The organism is Mycobacterium paragordonae, assembly GCF_003614435.1.
Lineage (GTDB): Bacteria > Actinomycetota > Actinomycetes > Mycobacteriales > Mycobacteriaceae > Mycobacterium > Mycobacterium paragordonae.
Map to the genome: position 1 here is coordinate 1,460,556 of NZ_CP025546.1, position 16,152 is coordinate 1,476,707.

Genomic DNA, 16,152 nt, shown 5'->3' on the forward strand with positions numbered 1-16,152 from the left:
ACATCGTGTGCGCATTATGCGAAGTCGAGAGACACTGTGAAGCTGGCTGCAAGACCAAAAATCAAGAACCAAAAGAGCCCCAATAGGATTAGCGGCACAAAAATCAGTTCGAAGAGAATGCCTTGATAGGGAGGCGGCAAAGACTCGATCCACGAGATGGTGGAGAAAAACAATGAAATGATCTGCGGGGCGAGAGGGCTGATAATTGCTTCCCACGCCTGCGAAAACAACCAGCTTGTGTTGACCGTTTCGGCGGCGGCGTAAGAGCCGGCCGCCGTGGCCATCTTCTGCACGAACTGCTCGTGATACGCCGACGCTTGCGCGGCCACCTTCTGGAAGTCCGCGGCATGCTGTGAGAACAGCTGCGTGATACCGGCGGATACCTCGTCGGCAGCGGCCGGCAATAGCGCCTGGATGGGGCCCGCCGCCTGCGATTGCGCCGCGTTGAGCTCCGTATCGATGGCCGTCAAGTCCGTCGCCGCCTGGGCGATCAGCTCGGGGTTTGCGAGCATAGGGCCACGGTATGCCCGGTTGGCGGGGTCGCTTTAGGTAATCGGTTACCTAATTCGCGGCGCTACTCGCGCCGCAGCCGCCCCTCCACGAAGCTTTCCAGCTTCTCCCACGCGCGTACCGCCGTGGCGTACGGTCCGGCCGGCTTGCTCACCGAATCGGGCTCGAGCACGTAGGCGATCAGTTTGCCGAGCGGTTTGCCCTTGTCCAGGGCCTTGTCGACGGTGCTCTCTTCGGAGTAGTCGCCGATGTCGCGTAGCAGTTCGACGGCCAGGTCGAGCTGCTCGCGGTCCACCGCCTCCGGCCCGTCGGCGAAGTCGTCGGCCAGCCCGCTGAGCACGTAGACGTTCTCGTCCGTGATGTCGATCTTGAGCGAACCGTCGGTGGCCGCGGTCCGGATGTCGTCGTAGGTCGCCAGATCCGACAGGTCGTGGTCGTGCTCGTCAGCGAGGTAACGGGCCAGGGCCCGCTCCGAGCTGAAGACGCTGATGCGGCCGTTACGGCCCAGGAAGATCGGGCGGTCGTCGAGGTAGCAGCGCAGCGTGTAGAATGTGCCGGCGCCGGTCATGATGCGGATCGGGTCGATGCCGACCTGCGCCCAGAAGTCCTCGTCGCCGCCCAGCACGACGGTGTCGCCCTCGGCGCGCTCCTCGTCGTCCTCGTCTTCTTCCTCGTCCTCGTCCTCGTCCTCGTCTTCCTCGCCTTCGGCGTCGTCGTCCTTTTGCTCGGCCGAGTCCTCAGCGCTCTCCTCGTCCTCGTCCGTCTCGGCGGGCTCTTCTTCCTCGAGTTCTTCCTCGAGTTCCTCTTCGGCCTGCTCCGACAGCTTCTCGTCCACCTCGGGCGTGCTGACCAGGTCGTCGATTGCCTTGAGCACGTCGTCCCAGCTGCGCCCGATGATCTCGGCGATCGCGTCCCAGCGCTTCTGGCCCGCCCTGCCGGTGAAGTAATCGATGCCGCCGGAGACGGTGCCCAGGGTCGGGTTGCCGTTGAAGAACTTCGAGATCGCCGGCAGCTCGCACACCGACCCGATCGACGACACGATCGCCAGGGTTCCGGCCAGCGCGGCCACCGACTCCTCGGTGGGCTTCTCGGCCACGAGCTCCTCGACGGCCACCAGATCGAAGCGCTTGTCGTCGGCCGGGTCCAGCTTGTGCGCGTGGGCTTCGGTGATGTCCTTCCATCCCGGATGGTCGACCAGATCGTTGTCGTCGTCGCTGCGGACGAAGGCGGTCAGATCGGCAACGCTGTCGAAAACGTAGAGGTCGTCGTCCTTGCCCAGGAACGCCTCCCACTCGTCCCCGGAGTCGCGCCAGCGGGGTGCCCACAACGTGTAGCGGTCCCCGTCGGACAGGCTCAGGCGGATGGGCACGAGGTCAGCAGCCATGCGGCACACAATAGCGACCCGCCCTGTTGACGCTTACCCGCCCCAAATAGTTGAGATCACCGGAGCGGTTGCCGCGTAACCCGTTTTCGGCAGCCCGTACATCTCCTCCAGCGTGGACAGCACGTTGTAGTGGCTGATGGTCTCGTTGTAGCTGCCGGGCTGCACGTGCGCCCCGTAGAACACCGTGGGGATCTGGTTGCGGGGCCCTCCGTCGTCCTCGTCCCAGGTGAGGATCAGCAGGCTGTTGTTGGTTTTGGCCCAGTTCGCGTACGCCGACATCCGGCTGTTCAGCCAGGCGTCGCCCTGGGCGATCGAGCCGTCGTGCATGTTGTTGTCGTTGTTGGGGATGACGAACGAGAGGGTCGGCAAGCTCGCGTAATTGCCGGGTGCGGGGAACGCGGAGAAGGGCACCGATACGGTGGCCGGGACGTTGCTGAAGTTCACCCAGGGGACGTGCTTGCGCGCGTACTTGCCGGCGCTGCAGGCCGTCGACCCGACCGCCGGAAGATCCTCGGAGTAGCCGCCGAAGGTGCGGCCGGTGGTCAGCAACTCCGAAGCGATGTTCGGCTGGGCGCCGACGTCGACCGGGCAACTGTCCTTGGTCAAACCGAAGGTGTTGCCGGCGAACAGCGCCAGGTAGTTCGGTTCGCTGGGATGGGTCTCGGCGAACGATTGCGCCATCATGGCCCCGCCGGCGGCCAGGGCGTTGATCCACGGCGCGGCCTTGTTGCCGATGATGTTGGCCTGCGACCGGTTCTCCTCGATGACGATCACCACGTGCGCGTACGACGGCAGCGTGGCCGCGGCCAGCGCCACGCGGGGAACCGGCACCACCACCGCGCCCAACGCCACCAGGGCGCAGAAACCCCTGGTCAGATGCCTTCGCAGAGCACGCATGCCGGGAGTATAGGGGCGCTCGGAACCCGGAGAGCGGACGAGAATGCGCGTGTCAGCAGGCCTGAACCCGATCGTTATATAAGGTCACAACCCGTGGACGTCCACGTCATTGACCACCCGTTGGCGGCAGCCCGGCTGACCGTGCTGCGCGACGAGCAAACCGACAACGCCGCCTTCCGGGCCGCGTTGCGCGAGCTGACCTTGATGCTGGTCTACGAGGCGACCCGCGACGCACCCACCGAGCCGGTGCAGATCCGTACCCCGGTCGGCGACACCGTCGGGGTCCGGTTGGCCAAGCCGCCGCTGCTGGTGCCGGTGCTGCGAGCGGGGCTGGGCATGGTCAACGAGGCGCATGCGGTGTTGCACGAGGCGCACGTCGGATTCGTCGGGGTGGCCCGCGATGAGAAAACCCATCAGCCCGTGCCCTACCTCGAGTCGCTGCCCGACGACCTGACGGGACTGCCGGTGATCGTCCTGGATCCGATGCTGGCCACCGGAGGGTCGATGGTCTACACCCTGGGTCTGTTGTTGTCCCGCGGGGCGACGGACATCACCGCGCTGTGTGTGTGCGTGGCGCCGGAGGGGATCGCCGCGGTCGAGAAGGTGGCGCCGAACGCGCGGTTGTACACCGCGGCGATCGACGAAGGGCTCAACGAGACGGCGTTCATCGTGCCCGGGTTGGGTGACGCCGGCGACCGTCAGTTCGGGCCGCGTTAGACGGTATGGGGGCTGGGGCCCCACTCACATGTGAACGTGGGTTGCCGACAGGAAATGGGTCCTGGCGGTAGAGCCACAGATGTGGGAGGCCCCAGTGAAGGTTCAGCGTACGAGTGTTGGTCTGGATGTGCACGCGCGATCGGTGGTGGCGTGTGCTTTGGACGGTGATACCGGTGAGGTTTTCGAGCGCAGGTTGACCTCGGATCGCGGTGAGATCCTCGCGTGGTTGGGTGATCTGCCGGGTCCTGTTGCGGTGACGTATGAGGCGGGCCCGACGGGATTCGGGTTGGCTCGGGCGGTGGATGCGGCGGGCATCGCCTGTGTGGTGGCCGCGCCATCGAAGTTGATCCGCCCGGCTGGCGATCGGGTCAAGACCGATGCCCGTGATGCGGCGCATCTGGCTCGGTTGCTGCATCTGGGTCAGATCACCGAAGTGACGATTCCTAGTGTGGAGCAGGAAGCGGCGCGTGATCTGGTGCGGGCCCGCGAGGACTGCCGCGGGGATCTGATGACTGCACGGCACCGGTTGTCGAAACTCTTGCTGCGTCAGGGCATTGTCTATTCCGGCGGAAAGACCTGGATCCGCGAGCATGAGCGGTGGTTGCGTGCCCAGCGGTTCGACAACCCGGCGCTGCAGCTGAGCTATGACACCGCGTTCGAGGCGATGCTGTCCTGCGTGGACCGTCGTAACCGTCTTGACGAGGCGATCGCGGCGATGGCGAGCGACAGTGAGTTCACCGCGGTCGCACGTCGGCTGGGTTGTATCCGCGGGATCGCAACGTTGACCGGATTCGGGTTGGCTGTCGAGATTGGTGACTGGAATCGTCTGACCGGCCGCAGCATCGGGGCGTATCTGGGGCTGGTGCCCTCGGAGTATTCCTCGGGAGCAACACGTGCCCAAGGTGGGGTAACCAAGACCGGCAACGGCCATGCTCGGCGACTGCTGGTAGAGGCGGCCTGGCATCACCGCACCCCGTATCGGCTCAGCGAAACTCTGCGTCGTCGATGGGAGTTGGCGCCAGCCGCGGCTGTGGCTCGTGGCCAAGCCGCTAATCGGCGCTTACACGACCGCTGGCTGAGGTTCGACGAACGTAAGAAACGCTCGGTGATCGCCAACGTCGCTGTCGCCCGTGAACTGGCCGGCTGGTGCTGGTCTATGGCGGTCCTTCCGGACTGACCACCCCCATATTGCCCAGATGAGCGACGACGATGTCGGCAAGCGTCTTGGAGTTACCCGCGCCGCCACTATGAGCAGTCTTGTTGTCACACCACAGATCACGCTCGACGTTAGACACGCTGGCCAAACTCTGACTCGAAAATTCCGTCCTGCGGTAACCAACCCGCGCATATCAGACTGACACGCGTCGATACGACACGCTCGATACCTCAGCGCTCACCTGGCTAACGAAGCGGCGGCCATGACGACGGTTGTGGCCGCCGCTTCACCCTGCCCCCTTGACAAAGGGCCCTACATATCAGCGGCGATCGCAAGCGCGGCGGAGCCGGGCGCGGCGGGTCGCCGCCATCGGCCCCGCGGCGATCGCAAGCGCGGCGGAGCCGGGCGCGGCGGGTCGCTGCCATCGGCCCCGCGGCGATCGCAAGCGCGGCGGAGCCGGGTGCGGCGGGTCGCCGCCATCGGCCCGCCCTCACCAGCTTCGGATCTGTTCGGCTAACTCGTCGCGCAGCGCCCGCGCCCGCTGCCGGGCAACCGCCAGATCACCACTGACCGCGCACCGAATTTCCAAGTAGCACTTCAGTTTTGGTTCCGTGCCTGACGGGCGCATAACCACCCGGACCGACGTCTGTTCGTCGCCGCCGGTGAGGATGAGGGCATCGGCGATGTCGGTGTGGGTCGCGGCGAAACTGGCCAGCCGACCGGGCGGATCCTCGCGTAGCCGCCGCAGCACGGCGGCGGCGTCGGCGGTGTCGGCGACGCGGCGCGGTACCGCGGCCACCTCGTGCACGCCGTAGCGGCGCGCGAGATCGTCCAACCGATCGGCCACCGAGCCACCGGCCAGCGAGGCCACCAGATCGCAGACCAATACCGCGGCGCTGATGCCGTCCTTGTCCCGGACCGCCCGCGGATCGACGCAGTGGCCGATTGCTTCCTCGTAGGCGTAGACCAGTGTCCCGGGGTGCTCGGCGTCGGCGCGCGCCAGCCATTTGAAGCCGGTGAGGGTCTCAACGTGCACCGCGCCGTAGTGGGCGGCGATCGCGGCCAGCATGCGGGAGGACACCACCGTGCTGGCCACCGTCCGGGGGCCTCGGGCGGGCTGGGACAGGATGTAATCGCCCAGTAGCCAACCGGTTTCGTCGCCGGACAGCATGCGCCAACCCTCGGGACCGGGGACGCCCACCGCGCACCGGTCGGCGTCGGGATCGAGCGCGATGGCGACGTCGGCGCCGATCTCGGCGGCCAGGGCGAGCAGCGCGTCGGCGGCGCCGGATTCCTCGGGGTTCGGAAAGGCGACGGTGGGAAAGTCCGGGTCGGGCGCGAACTGCGCGTCGACCACATGCACGTCGTCGAAGCCGGCCCGGCGCAGGGTCTCGACGGCGACCGCGCCACCCACCCCATGCATCGCGGTCAGCGCCACTCTTCGCGAACCGCTTCCGCGCCGGACTCCCGCCGCACGGCGGATGTACCGCTCGATCAGGTCGGTGTCGGCATGCTCCACCGGGGTGCGCAGGATCAGGTCGGCCGGGGGCGCGCTCGCCATGGCGGCTTCGATCTGGCGGTCGGTAGGGGAGATGATCTGGATTCCGCCGTCGAGATACACCTTGTAGCCGTTGTCGGTAGCGGGGTTGTGTGACGCGGTGATCTGGACGCCGGCCACCGCGCCGGTGGCGCGCACCGCGAAGGCCACCACCGGCGTAGGTACCGGACCGGGGAACAACAGCACCGAAAATCCTTGCGCAGCAAGAACTTCAGCGGCACCCACGGCGAACTCCGCGGATCCGTGCCGGGCGTCGCGGCCCACAATCACGGTGCCGGATCGGTCGAGCACCTGCCCGAGTGCCCACGTCGCCCGCAACACCACGGCCAGGTTCATCGCGTCCGGGCCACCGCGCACCGGCCCCCGCAGGCCGGCGGTGCCGAACGTCAGCGGTCGCGCGAACCGCGCGGCGAGTTCAGCCGGATCCAGCGCGGCGAGCTCGGCGGCCGTCCGCGGATCGGGGTCGTGGGCGATCCATTCCTCGGGCGTCACAGCTCAGAACCGGGCTATCACGTCGGCCAGCAACGAACCCATTCGCGCGGCCGAGGCGGCGCCGGCGGCCAGTACCTCGGCGTGACTCAGCGGTTCGCCGGTGATGCCGGCGGCCAGGTTCGTCACCAGCGAGACACCCAGCACCTCGGCGCCGGCCGCCCGCGCCGCGATGGTCTCGTGCACCGTCGACATCCCCACCAGGTCGGCGCCCAGCAACCGCAGCATCCGGATCTCGGCGGGCGTCTCATAGTGCGGACCGGGCAGTCCGGCGTACACGCCCTCGGCCAGCCGCGGGTCGCACTCGCGCGCCAGCGCCCGCAACCGGGGGGCGTACGCGTCGGTCAGGTCGACGAACTGCGCTCCCACCAGCGGCGACCGTGCGGTCAGGTTCAGGTGGTCGCTGATCAGGACCGGTTGTCCCACCTCCATGTCGGTGCGTAGTCCACCCGCCGCGTTGGTGAGCACGACGATCCGCGCTCCCGCCGCGCAGGCCGCCCGGACCGGATGCACCACGTGTTGCAGGTCGTGCCCCTCGTAGGCGTGGATGCGCCCGGCCAGCACCAGCACCCGGCGCGCGCCGACCGGCACCGACAGGATCTCGCCCGCATGCCCCTCGGCCCGGGGTGGGGCGAAACCGGGAATCTCGGCCTGCGGCAGGACGGCGGTCGGGGAGCCCAGCGCGGTGATCGCCGGCGACCATCCCGAGCCCAGCACCACGGCGACATCGTGGGCTGGAATGCCGGTGCGTTCGGCGATGACGTGGGCCGCCTGGACTGCGAGTTCGCTGGTCACACTCGGCGAGACTACTTGCTCAGGCACCTTGGCCCGGCGTGTGTGATGATCTGCCTTGTGCGGCATCACAAATCGTCTTTCATTTTCGTCGCGGCCGTCGCGTTGGCCTCCGGTCTGCTGCTCGGTGGGCCGATGCCGAAGGCGGGTGCCGACGACTGTCCCAACGTTGAGCTCGTGTTCGCCCGGGGGACCGCCGAGCCCCCCGGGATGGGGGTGGTCGGGGACGCGCTGGAGGCCGCGCTGCGGCCCGCTCTGGGCGCGCGGAGCCTGGGCGTGTATCCGGTGAACTACGCGGCCAGCTACAACTTCCTCACCACTGCCGACGGCGCCAACGACGCCCGCGACCACATCGCCTTCATGGCTGATCAGTGTCCGCGAACGCGGATCGTGCTGGGTGGCTTCTCCCAGGGCGCCGCCGCGGTCTCGATGCTGGCGGGGGTGCCGCCACTGGGGGACACCGTCGGCGAATTCGGCTCGGCTCCTGAGCTCGATCCGGTGCTGGCCCAGCGGGTCGCCGCCGTCGCGGTGTTCGGGAATCCCGGCATCCGCTTCAACGTCCCGCTGGCGTCCACCGGTCAGTTCGCCGGCCGGGCGATCGACCTGTGCAGTCCGGGCGACCCGGTGTGCACGGTGGGCGGGCGTGACCGGCTGGCGCACCGCGAGTACGCGGATCCGCCGTATCCCGGCCAGGCAGCGGGGTTCATCGCCGGGCGGGTTTGACCGTCGGTGAGATACTGCGTGGATGCCCGCCATTAGCCCACTGGACACCGTCGAGGCAACGGTGCGGCGCCGCGGCAATGACCTGGTCGAGCTGTCCCATGCCATCCATGCGCAGCCCGAGTTGGCGTTCGACGAATACCGCAGCTGTGCGAAGGCCAAAGAACTTGTCGCGCAACGCGGTTTCCAGATCGCCCCGGTCAACGGCCTGGACACCGCCTTCCGCGCGGACTTCGGCAGCGGTCCGCTGGTCGTCGGGGTGTGCGCCGAATACGACGCGCTACCCGAGATCGGCCACGCCTGCGGCCACAACATCATCGCCGCCTCGGGGGTGGGAACGGCGCTGGCGCTGGCCGAGGTGGCCGACGAACTGGGGCTGACGGTGGCGCTGCTGGGCACGCCCGCGGAGGAGTCCGGCGGCGGCAAAGCGCTGATGCTGCGGGCCGGGGCATTCGACGACGTCGCGGTGGCTGTGATGGTGCACCCAGGGCCCACCGACATCGCCGGCGCCAGGTCGCTGGCGTTGTCCGAAGTCACGGTGCAGTACCGGGGCAAAGAATCGCACGCCGCGGTGGCGCCGCACCTCGGTCTCAATGCCGCCGACGCGGTGACCGTCGCGCAGGTGGCCATCGGACTGTTGCGTCAACAATTGGCGCCCGGGCAGATGACGCACGGGATCGTCACCGACGGTGGGCAGGCGGTCAACGTCATCCCGGGGCAGGCGGCGCTGAAGTATGCGATGCGGGCGCTCGAGTACGACTCGCTGCGCGAGCTGGAAGGCAGGATGTACTCCTGTTTCGCCGCCGGTGCGCTGGCGGCGGGCTGCGAGTACGAGATCGAGGAGGCCGGGCCCGCGTATGCCGAGCTGCGACCCGACCAGTGGCTTGCTGACGTGTGCCGCGAGGAGATGCGCCGGCTCGGGCGCGAACCGGTGCCGGCCGCCGTCGAGGCGGCGCTGCCGTTGGGCAGCACCGACATGGGTAACGTGACGCACGTGCTGCCCGGTATTCACCCGGTGATCGGGGTCGACGCCGGAGGCGCGACGGTACATCAGCGTGCCTTTGCGGCCGCGGCGGCGGGGCCCAGTGCCGACCGGGCCGTCGTCGAGGGCGCGATCATGCTGGCTCGCACGGTCGTCGCGCTGGCCGCGGACCCCGCTCAGCGGGACCGGGTGCTGGCGGCTCAGCAGCACAGGGCGGCCGCGTCGTGAGCCTGGTCGACAGTGCCGAGTCGTGGTTGGCCGCCCACCACGACGACCTGGTCGACTGGCGTCGGCACATCCACCGCTACCCGGAGTTGGGACGTCAGGAGTTCGCCACCACGCAGTTCGTCGCCGAGCGTCTGGCCGACGCCGGGCTCAATCCCAAAGTGCTGCCCGGTGGGACGGGGCTGACCTGCGATTTCGGGCCGGAGCACCAACCCCGGATTGCGCTGCGCGCCGACATGGACGCGCTGCCGATGGCCGAACGGACCGGTGCGCCGTACGCCTCGACGATGCCCAACATCGCGCACGCCTGCGGCCACGATGCGCACACCGCGATCCTGCTGGGTACGGCGCTGTCACTGGCGTCGGTGCCCGAGCTTCCGGTCGGGGTGCGGTTGATTTTTCAGGCCGCCGAAGAGCTGATGCCCGGGGGTGCGATCGACGCGATCGCGGCCGGCGCGCTGACCGGGGTGTCGCGGATCTTCGCGCTGCACTGCGACCCCCGGCTCGAGGTCGGCAAGGTGGCCGTCCGGCTGGGACCCATCACCTCGGCGGCCGACCAGCTGGAGATCACCCTGTATTCACCCGGCGGGCACACCTCGCGCCCGCACCTGACCGCCGACCTGGTCTACGGGCTGGGCACCTTGATCACCGGGCTGCCCGGTGTCCTGTCGCGCCGCATCGATCCCCGCAACAGCACCGTGCTGGTGTGGGGTGCGGTCAATGCGGGCGTGGCGCCCAATGCGATTCCGCAGTCCGGCGTGCTGGCGGGCACCGTGCGTACGGCCAGCCGCCAGACCTGGATCGACCTCGAGGCGATCATCCGCGAGGCTGTCACCGGCTTGTTGTCGCCGCTGGTCATCGAGCACACCCTGCAGTATCGGCGGGGGGTGCCGCCGGTGGTCAACGAGGACGTTTCGACGCGCATCCTCACTCACGCCATTGAAGCCGTCGGCCCCGATGTGCTGGCCGATACCCGGCAGTCCGGCGGCGGCGAGGACTTCTCCTGGTACCTCGAAGAAGTCCCCGGCGCCATGGCGCGGCTGGGGGTGTGGTCGGGCGAGGGTCCGCAACTGGATCTGCACCAGCCGACGTTCGACCTCGACGAGCGGGCGCTGGCGATCGGGGTGCGGGTGATGGTCAACATCATCGAGCAGTCCGCGGCTTTCTAGGGGCTCCTTTAGGGCCCTGCCGGCCGCCGTCTAGCGCCCCTCCCGCCCTCCGCGCGAGCGCCCGCGTTTTGACATCGACACGCCGCGCTGGCTGACATTTTGGGGACGGTCGCGAGGTGAATTGTCGGCGCGTTGTTGGCCGTTGACGATGGACGGCGTGCACGAAGAGCTGAATCAGCTGCTCGAGGCGCAAGAGGGCGTCGTTACCAGCGCCCAGCTGCTGCCCTTCTTCAGCCGTCGCGCATTGGATGCGCAACTCGACTGCGCTGCGTTGCAACGAATCTGGCATGGGATCTATGGCCGCGGCGAGATAACCACCGCGTTGCGGCTGCGCGGGCTTGACCTTGTCGCCGGGACAACCGTCGCGGCCTGCCTTAGCACCGCGGCGAGCGCGTACGGGTTCGACACCGAGCAACGCGCAGAACTTCATGTGCTCAGTCCTGCGGGCCGGCGGCTGCGGTCGACCAAGGGTTTGGTGGTCCACCGGCGCGAGGGTGCTCCGCTGAATGTGTTCGCAGGGCGTCCGGCCACCACACCGGCTTGGACAGCGATTGAGGTGTCGCGCGGATTGCGGCGGCCTCGGGCATTGGCAACGCTGGATGCGGCGCTGCGCAGCGGGACATGCAGTCGCGACGAACTAGCGCAGATCCTGCTCGCGCAGTCCGGGCGCCGCGGCATCGTGACTGCGCGTGAAATGCTCTCGATTGCTTCGCCTTTGGCCGAGTCACCGATGGAAAGCGAGGCGCGATTGGTCATGCTTGACGGGGGACTGCCACCGCCAGAGCTTCAGTACGAGATCGTGGATCTCGGCGGCCGTCTTTGGCGGCTCGATTTCGCGTGGCCGGAGTACCGCGTCGCCGCCGAATACGACGGTGTCGACTGGCACAGCGGCCCCGATGCTTTCCGTCGGGACCGCTCCCGCGCCGCGGCGCTGCAGGATCTCGGATGGGTCGTCGTGCCGATCATCGCTGAGGACGTCAGAGTTCGGCCCGAACAACTACTTCGGCGGATCGAGTCGCGGCTAGAGGGTGTCCGAGCCGCGTAGTCCCGGCCGTGAGGGGCCGCAAATTGTCAGTGGCGGTAGCGTGTCTGTGGCAAAACGCGGGCGCTCGGCGGGGTAGCGGTGGGCCGGGGGCGGTGAGGGGCCGCAGATTGTCAGTGGCGGTGGCGTGTCTGTGGCAAAACGCGGGCGCTCGGCGGGGTAGCGGTGGGCCGGGGGCGGTGAGGGGCCGCAAATTGTCAGTGGCGGTGGCGTGTCTGTGGCAAAACGCGGGCGCTCGGCGGGGTAGCGGTGGGCCGGGGGCCGTGAGGGGCCGCAAATTGTCAGTGGCGGTGGCGTGTCTGTGGCAAAACGCGGGCGCTCGGCGGGGTAGCGGTGGGCCGGGGGCCGTGAGGGGCCGCAAATTGTCAGTGGCGGTGGCGTGTCTGTGGCAAAACGCGGGCGCTCGGCGGGGTAGCGGTGGGCCGGGGGCCGTGAGGGGCCGCAAATTGTCAGTCGCGGCGGCGTGTCTGTGGCAAAACGCGGGCGCTCGGCCAGACTGAAGGGCGAGGCGCGAGCAAAGCCCGCTACTCCGGACTGCTGGGCCCCGGGCCGATGTTGCGGGCCGGCCGGGTGCGCAGGTCGTGTACGTAATCCGCTGGGGCGCCGGCTATTTCGGCGGCGTCGGCCATCACGCCGATGTACTGCGCCGACGGCAGGCCGCCTTCCCAGCCGTCGAGCACATAAAGCCAGGCCAGCACCGGGTCGATGTCGGTGTCCGACGACTCCCGCTCCACCCGGCAGCGGATCTTCTTGTGCACGCCGAACTCAGAGCCCTCCCACCGATCCAGGTTCATCTCGTCGGCCGGCGTCATGTCGTACAGCACCACGAACACCCGTGAATCCGGATCCTCGACGATGGTGGCCAGTGCACCCTCCCAGCCGATGTCCTCGCCGCCGAACGTCAGCCGCCACCCCGGTAACCAGCCAGTTCCCGCCATCGGCGAGTGGGGTGCACGCTTGAGCATCTGCTCGGGATGCATGTTCGACCCATAGGCGGCGTAGAGCGGCACGGGGAAAGCTTAAACTCCGCCCGGCGAAGCGGGTCGTCAGCCGCCGGATCGGATTGTCCGGCTCCTCCTCACTCCGCCCTGCGGAGTGCATCGTCGCCGGACGGATCGGATTGTCCGACTCCTCCTCACTCCGCCCTGCGGAGTGCATCGTCGCCGGACGGATCGGATTGTCCGGCTCCTCCTCACTCCGCCCTGCGGAGCAAGCAGAAGCCCGACTAGGTTATGGGCTGTGGTGACCCGCATCGTGATCCTCGGCGGCGGCCCGGCCGGCTACGAAGCCGCCCTGGTGGCCGCCAACGCAAAGCCCGACGACGTCGACGTCACCATCATCGATTCCGATGGGGTCGGCGGCGCGGCCGTCCTCGACGACTGCGTGCCGTCCAAGACGTTCATCGCCTCCACCTGGCTGCGCACCGAGCTGCGCCGCGCCCCGCGGCTCGGCTTCGAGATCGACATCGACGACGCCAAGATCGACCTGCCGCAGATTCACGCCCGGGTCAGGAAACTCGCCGCCGAGCAGTCGGCAGACATCGCCGAACAACTGCGTGCGGTGGGCGTCAAGCTGGTGCACGGTCGCGGCGAACTCGTCGACCCCACCCCCGGCCTGGCCCGCCACCGCCTCAGGGCCACCGCCCCGGACGGCACCGTCACCGAGCACGACGCCGACTTCGTGCTGATCGCCACCGGAGCCAGCCCGCGCATCCTGCCGTCCGCCCAACCCGACGGCGAACGCATCCTCACCTGGCGCCAGCTCTACGGGCTCACCGAGCTGCCGGAACACCTGATCGTGGTCGGCTCCGGGGTCACCGGCGCCGAATTCGTGCACGCCTACACCGAGCTCGGAGTCCAGGTTTCGGTGGCGGCCAGCCGGGACCGGGTGCTGCCTTACGAGGACGCCGACGCCGCTGCCGTGCTGGAAGAGTCCTTCGCCGAACGCGGCGTCAACCTGTTCAAGAACGCCCGCGCCGAGTCTGTCACCCGCACCGATGACGGCGTCCTGGTCACCATGACCGACGGCCGCACCATCGAGGGCAGCCACGCCCTGATGACCATCGGCTCGATCCCCAACACCAGCGGACTGGGTCTGGAGCGCGTCGGCATCGAATTGGGCCGCGGCGACTACCTCAAGGTGGACCGGGTCTCGCGGACCTCGGTGCCGGGCATCTACGCCGCCGGTGACTGCACCGGGCTGTTGCTGCTGGCCTCCGTCGCGGCCATGCAGGGCCGCATCGCGATGTATCACGCGCTGGGCGAGGGAGTGAACCCGATCCGGCTGCGCACGGTGGCGGCGACGGTCTTCACCCGGCCCGAGATCGCGGCCGTCGGCGTGCCGCAGTCGGCCATCGACGACGGAGAGTTCAGCGCGCGAACCATCATGTTGCCGCTGCACACCAATGCGCGGGCGAAGATGTCGGGCCTGCGGCAGGGCTTCGTGAAGATCTTCTGCCGCAAGTCCACCGGCGTGGTGATCGGCGGCGTGGTGGTGGCCCCGATCGCCTCGGAGCTGATTCTGCCGATCGCGGTCGCGGTGACCAACCGCATCACGGTCAACGAGCTGGCCCAGACGCTCGCCGTTTACCCGTCGTTGTCCGGCTCGATCACCGAGGCGGCGCGGCGCCTGATGGCGCACGACGATCTGGACTGAAGTCCGACTCAACGAACGCCGGACGAACTAGCCTTGGTAAGCACGCCTACCGACAAGTAACCGACGGGAGTCCTTGGTCGTGAGCAACCCGAGCAACGACAGCGAGCCGACCTGGTCCGAGGGGTCGCTGGGACCGCAGCAGCGCGCGCAGGCCTGGGAGCGCCTCGGCAGCGAGCAGTTCGACGTGGTGGTGATCGGCGGCGGCGTGGTGGGCTCCGGCTGCGCGCTGGACGCCGCCACCCGCGGGCTCAAGGTCGCCCTGGTCGAGGCCCGGGATCTGGCCTCCGGAACGTCCAGCCGGTCGTCGAAGATGTTCCACGGCGGCCTGCGCTACCTCGAACAGCTCGAGTTCGGCCTGGTGCGCGAGGCGCTCTACGAACGCGAGCTGTCCCTGACCACGCTGGCGCCGCATCTGGTCAAGCCGCTGCCGTTCCTGTTCCCGCTGACCAAGCGCTGGTGGGAGCGCCCCTACATCGCCGCCGGCATCTTCCTCTACGACCAGCTCGGCGGCGCCAAATCCGTTCCGGCGCAAAAGCATCTGACTCGTGCCGGTGCGCTGCGGCTGAGCCCCGGCCTCAAGCGCAGCGCCCTGATCGGCGGCATCCGCTACTACGACACCGTCGTCGACGACGCCCGCCACACCATGACCGTGGCGCGCACCGCCGCCCACTACGGCGCGGTGGTGCGGTGCTCCACGCAAGTGGTTGCGCTGCTGCGCGAGGGCGACCGGGTCACCGGCGTGCGGGTGCGCGACTCCGAGGACGGCTCGATCACCGAGGTCCGCGGCCACGTCGTCGTCAACGCGACCGGGGTGTGGACCGACGAGATCCAGGCGCTGTCCAAACAGCGCGGACGCTTCCAGGTGCGCGCCTCCAAGGGCGTGCATGTGGTGGTGCCGCGGGACCGCATCGTCAGCGACGTGGCGATGATCCTGCGCACCGAGAAGTCGGTGCTGTTCATCATCCCGTGGGGCAGCCACTGGATCATCGGGACCACCGACACCGACTGGAACCTCGACCTGGCTCACCCCGCGGCCACCAAGGCCGACATCGACTACATCCTGACCACCGTCAACGAGGTGCTGGCCACCCCGCTGACGCACGCCGACATCGACGGCGTCTACGCCGGCCTGCGTCCGCTGCTGGCCGGGGAGAGCGACGAGACCTCCAAGCTGTCCCGCGAGCACGCGGTGGCGGTCCCCGCGGCCGGTCTGGTGGCCATCGCGGGCGGCAAATACACCACCTACCGGGTGATGGCGGCCGACGCGATCGACGCCGCGGTGCAGTTCATCCCGACCAGGGTGGCCCCGTCGATCACCGAGAAGGTGAGCCTGCTGGGCGCCGACGGCTACTTCGCGCTGATCAACCAGGTCGAGCACGTCGGCGAGCGGGTCGGACTGCACCCCTACCGGGTCCGGCATCTGCTGGACCGCTACGGCTCGATGATGGACGACGTGCTGGCCCTGGCGGCCGACCGCCCGGAACTGCTGAGCCCGATCAAGGACGCGCCCGGCTACCTGAAGGTGGAAGCGGTCTACGCCGCCGCGGCCGAGGGGGCGCTGCACCTCGAGGACATCCTGGCCCGGCGGATGCGCATCTCGATCGAGTACTCACACCGCGGCGTGGACTGTGCGCGCGAGGTGGCCGACCTGGTCGCCCCCGTGCTGGGCTGGAGTGCCGACGACGTCAACCGCGAGGTCGCCAACTACAAGGCGCGGGTCGAGGCCGAGGTGCTCTCCCAGGCGCAGCCCGACGACGTCTCCGCCGACGAACTCCGGGCCAGCGCCCCCGAGGCGCGCGCCGAGATCCTGGAGCCGGTGCCGCTCAACTGAGGACTCACGTCCCTAGCCAGGTGTC

General features: G+C 68.6%; 14 protein-coding genes and 1 pseudogene. 8 read left to right on the forward strand and 7 right to left on the reverse strand.

Annotated features, from left to right (window positions below; translation table 11 throughout):
* Positions 1-14: 14 nt before the first annotated feature.
* The 3 genes from C0J29_RS06810 to C0J29_RS06820 all read right to left on the reverse strand — a co-directional run bounded on the left by C0J29_RS06810 (position 15) and on the right by C0J29_RS06820 (position 2,791).
* A complete protein-coding gene (locus tag C0J29_RS06810; protein ID WP_065164250.1) occupies positions 15-512 on the reverse strand; it encodes a PE family protein in 498 nt (165 codons plus the stop codon).
* 62 nt (positions 513-574) lie between these two features.
* Positions 575-1,894: a protein export chaperone SatS gene (satS, locus tag C0J29_RS06815; RefSeq protein WP_120791846.1), complete on the reverse strand. Its 1,320-nt coding sequence runs from the start codon at positions 1,892-1,894 to the stop codon at positions 575-577.
* Between the two features lie 33 nt (positions 1,895-1,927).
* A complete protein-coding gene (locus C0J29_RS06820; protein ID WP_065164248.1) occupies positions 1,928-2,791 on the reverse strand; it encodes an alkaline phosphatase family protein in 864 nt (287 codons plus the stop codon).
* Between the two features lie 93 nt (positions 2,792-2,884).
* On the opposite strand from C0J29_RS06820, the gene upp reads away from it, so the two are divergent.
* Complete coding sequence (gene upp, locus C0J29_RS06825) at positions 2,885-3,508, forward strand: uracil phosphoribosyltransferase (protein WP_120791847.1); 624 nt, start codon at positions 2,885-2,887, stop codon at positions 3,506-3,508.
* Positions 3,509-3,602: 94 nt separating this feature from the next.
* Positions 3,603-4,685: an IS110 family RNA-guided transposase gene (locus C0J29_RS06830; RefSeq protein WP_425272108.1), complete on the forward strand. Its 1,083-nt coding sequence runs from the start codon at positions 3,603-3,605 to the stop codon at positions 4,683-4,685.
* On the opposite strand, the gene C0J29_RS32715 is transcribed toward C0J29_RS06830, so the two are convergent.
* From C0J29_RS32715 to C0J29_RS06840, 3 genes are all read right to left on the reverse strand, one after another.
* A complete protein-coding gene (locus C0J29_RS32715) occupies positions 4,663-4,803 on the reverse strand; it encodes a hypothetical protein (protein ID WP_162951401.1) in 141 nt (46 codons plus the stop codon). The two genes, C0J29_RS06830 and C0J29_RS32715, sit on opposite strands and share 23 nt — an antisense overlap.
* 351 nt (positions 4,804-5,154) lie before the next feature.
* The gene (locus C0J29_RS06835) at positions 5,155-6,714 is read right to left on the reverse strand and encodes a phospho-sugar mutase (protein ID WP_120791849.1); all 1,560 of its coding nucleotides are present in this window, start codon (positions 6,712-6,714) and stop codon (positions 5,155-5,157) included.
* A gap of 3 nt (positions 6,715-6,717) precedes the next feature.
* Positions 6,718-7,572 carry a purine-nucleoside phosphorylase gene (locus tag C0J29_RS06840; protein ID WP_082994304.1) on the reverse strand — a complete coding sequence of 285 codons (855 nt, stop codon included), beginning with the start codon at positions 7,570-7,572 and terminating at the stop codon, positions 6,718-6,720.
* A 66-nt stretch (positions 7,573-7,638) separates the two neighbouring features.
* Between C0J29_RS06840 and C0J29_RS06845 the strand changes: the two genes are divergently transcribed.
* From C0J29_RS06845 to C0J29_RS06860, 4 genes are all read left to right on the forward strand, one after another.
* The gene (locus C0J29_RS06845; RefSeq protein WP_065164252.1) at positions 7,639-8,226 is read left to right on the forward strand and encodes a cutinase family protein; all 588 of its coding nucleotides are present in this window, start codon (positions 7,639-7,641) and stop codon (positions 8,224-8,226) included.
* A 22-nt stretch (positions 8,227-8,248) separates the two neighbouring features.
* Entirely contained in the window at positions 8,249-9,433 is a 1,185-nt protein-coding gene (locus C0J29_RS06850) for a M20 family metallopeptidase (protein WP_120791850.1), read from the forward strand.
* The gene (locus C0J29_RS06855) at positions 9,430-10,599 is read left to right on the forward strand and encodes a M20 family metallopeptidase (protein WP_065046318.1); all 1,170 of its coding nucleotides are present in this window, start codon (positions 9,430-9,432) and stop codon (positions 10,597-10,599) included. Before C0J29_RS06850 ends, C0J29_RS06855 begins: the two co-directional genes overlap by 4 nt.
* 157 nt (positions 10,600-10,756) lie before the next feature.
* Positions 10,757-11,644 carry a hypothetical protein gene (locus tag C0J29_RS06860; RefSeq protein ID WP_120794605.1) on the forward strand — a complete coding sequence of 296 codons (888 nt, stop codon included), beginning with the start codon at positions 10,757-10,759 and terminating at the stop codon, positions 11,642-11,644.
* Positions 11,645-12,165: 521 nt separating this feature from the next.
* Here the strand turns inward: C0J29_RS06860 and C0J29_RS06865 are convergent.
* Entirely contained in the window at positions 12,166-12,651 is a 486-nt protein-coding gene (locus C0J29_RS06865) for a gamma-glutamylcyclotransferase family protein (RefSeq protein WP_065046322.1), read from the reverse strand.
* 229 nt (positions 12,652-12,880) lie between these two features.
* Here C0J29_RS06865 and C0J29_RS06870 point away from each other — a divergent pair.
* Positions 12,881-14,357, forward strand: a pseudogene (locus C0J29_RS06870) (NAD(P)H-quinone dehydrogenase); the annotation flags it as partial.
* An 18-nt stretch (positions 14,358-14,375) separates the two neighbouring features.
* Positions 14,376-16,127 (forward strand): glycerol-3-phosphate dehydrogenase/oxidase, encoded by a 1,752-nt coding sequence (locus C0J29_RS06875; RefSeq protein WP_065046326.1) that lies wholly within the window; start codon positions 14,376-14,378, stop codon positions 16,125-16,127.
* Positions 16,128-16,152: the final 25 nt, after the last annotated feature.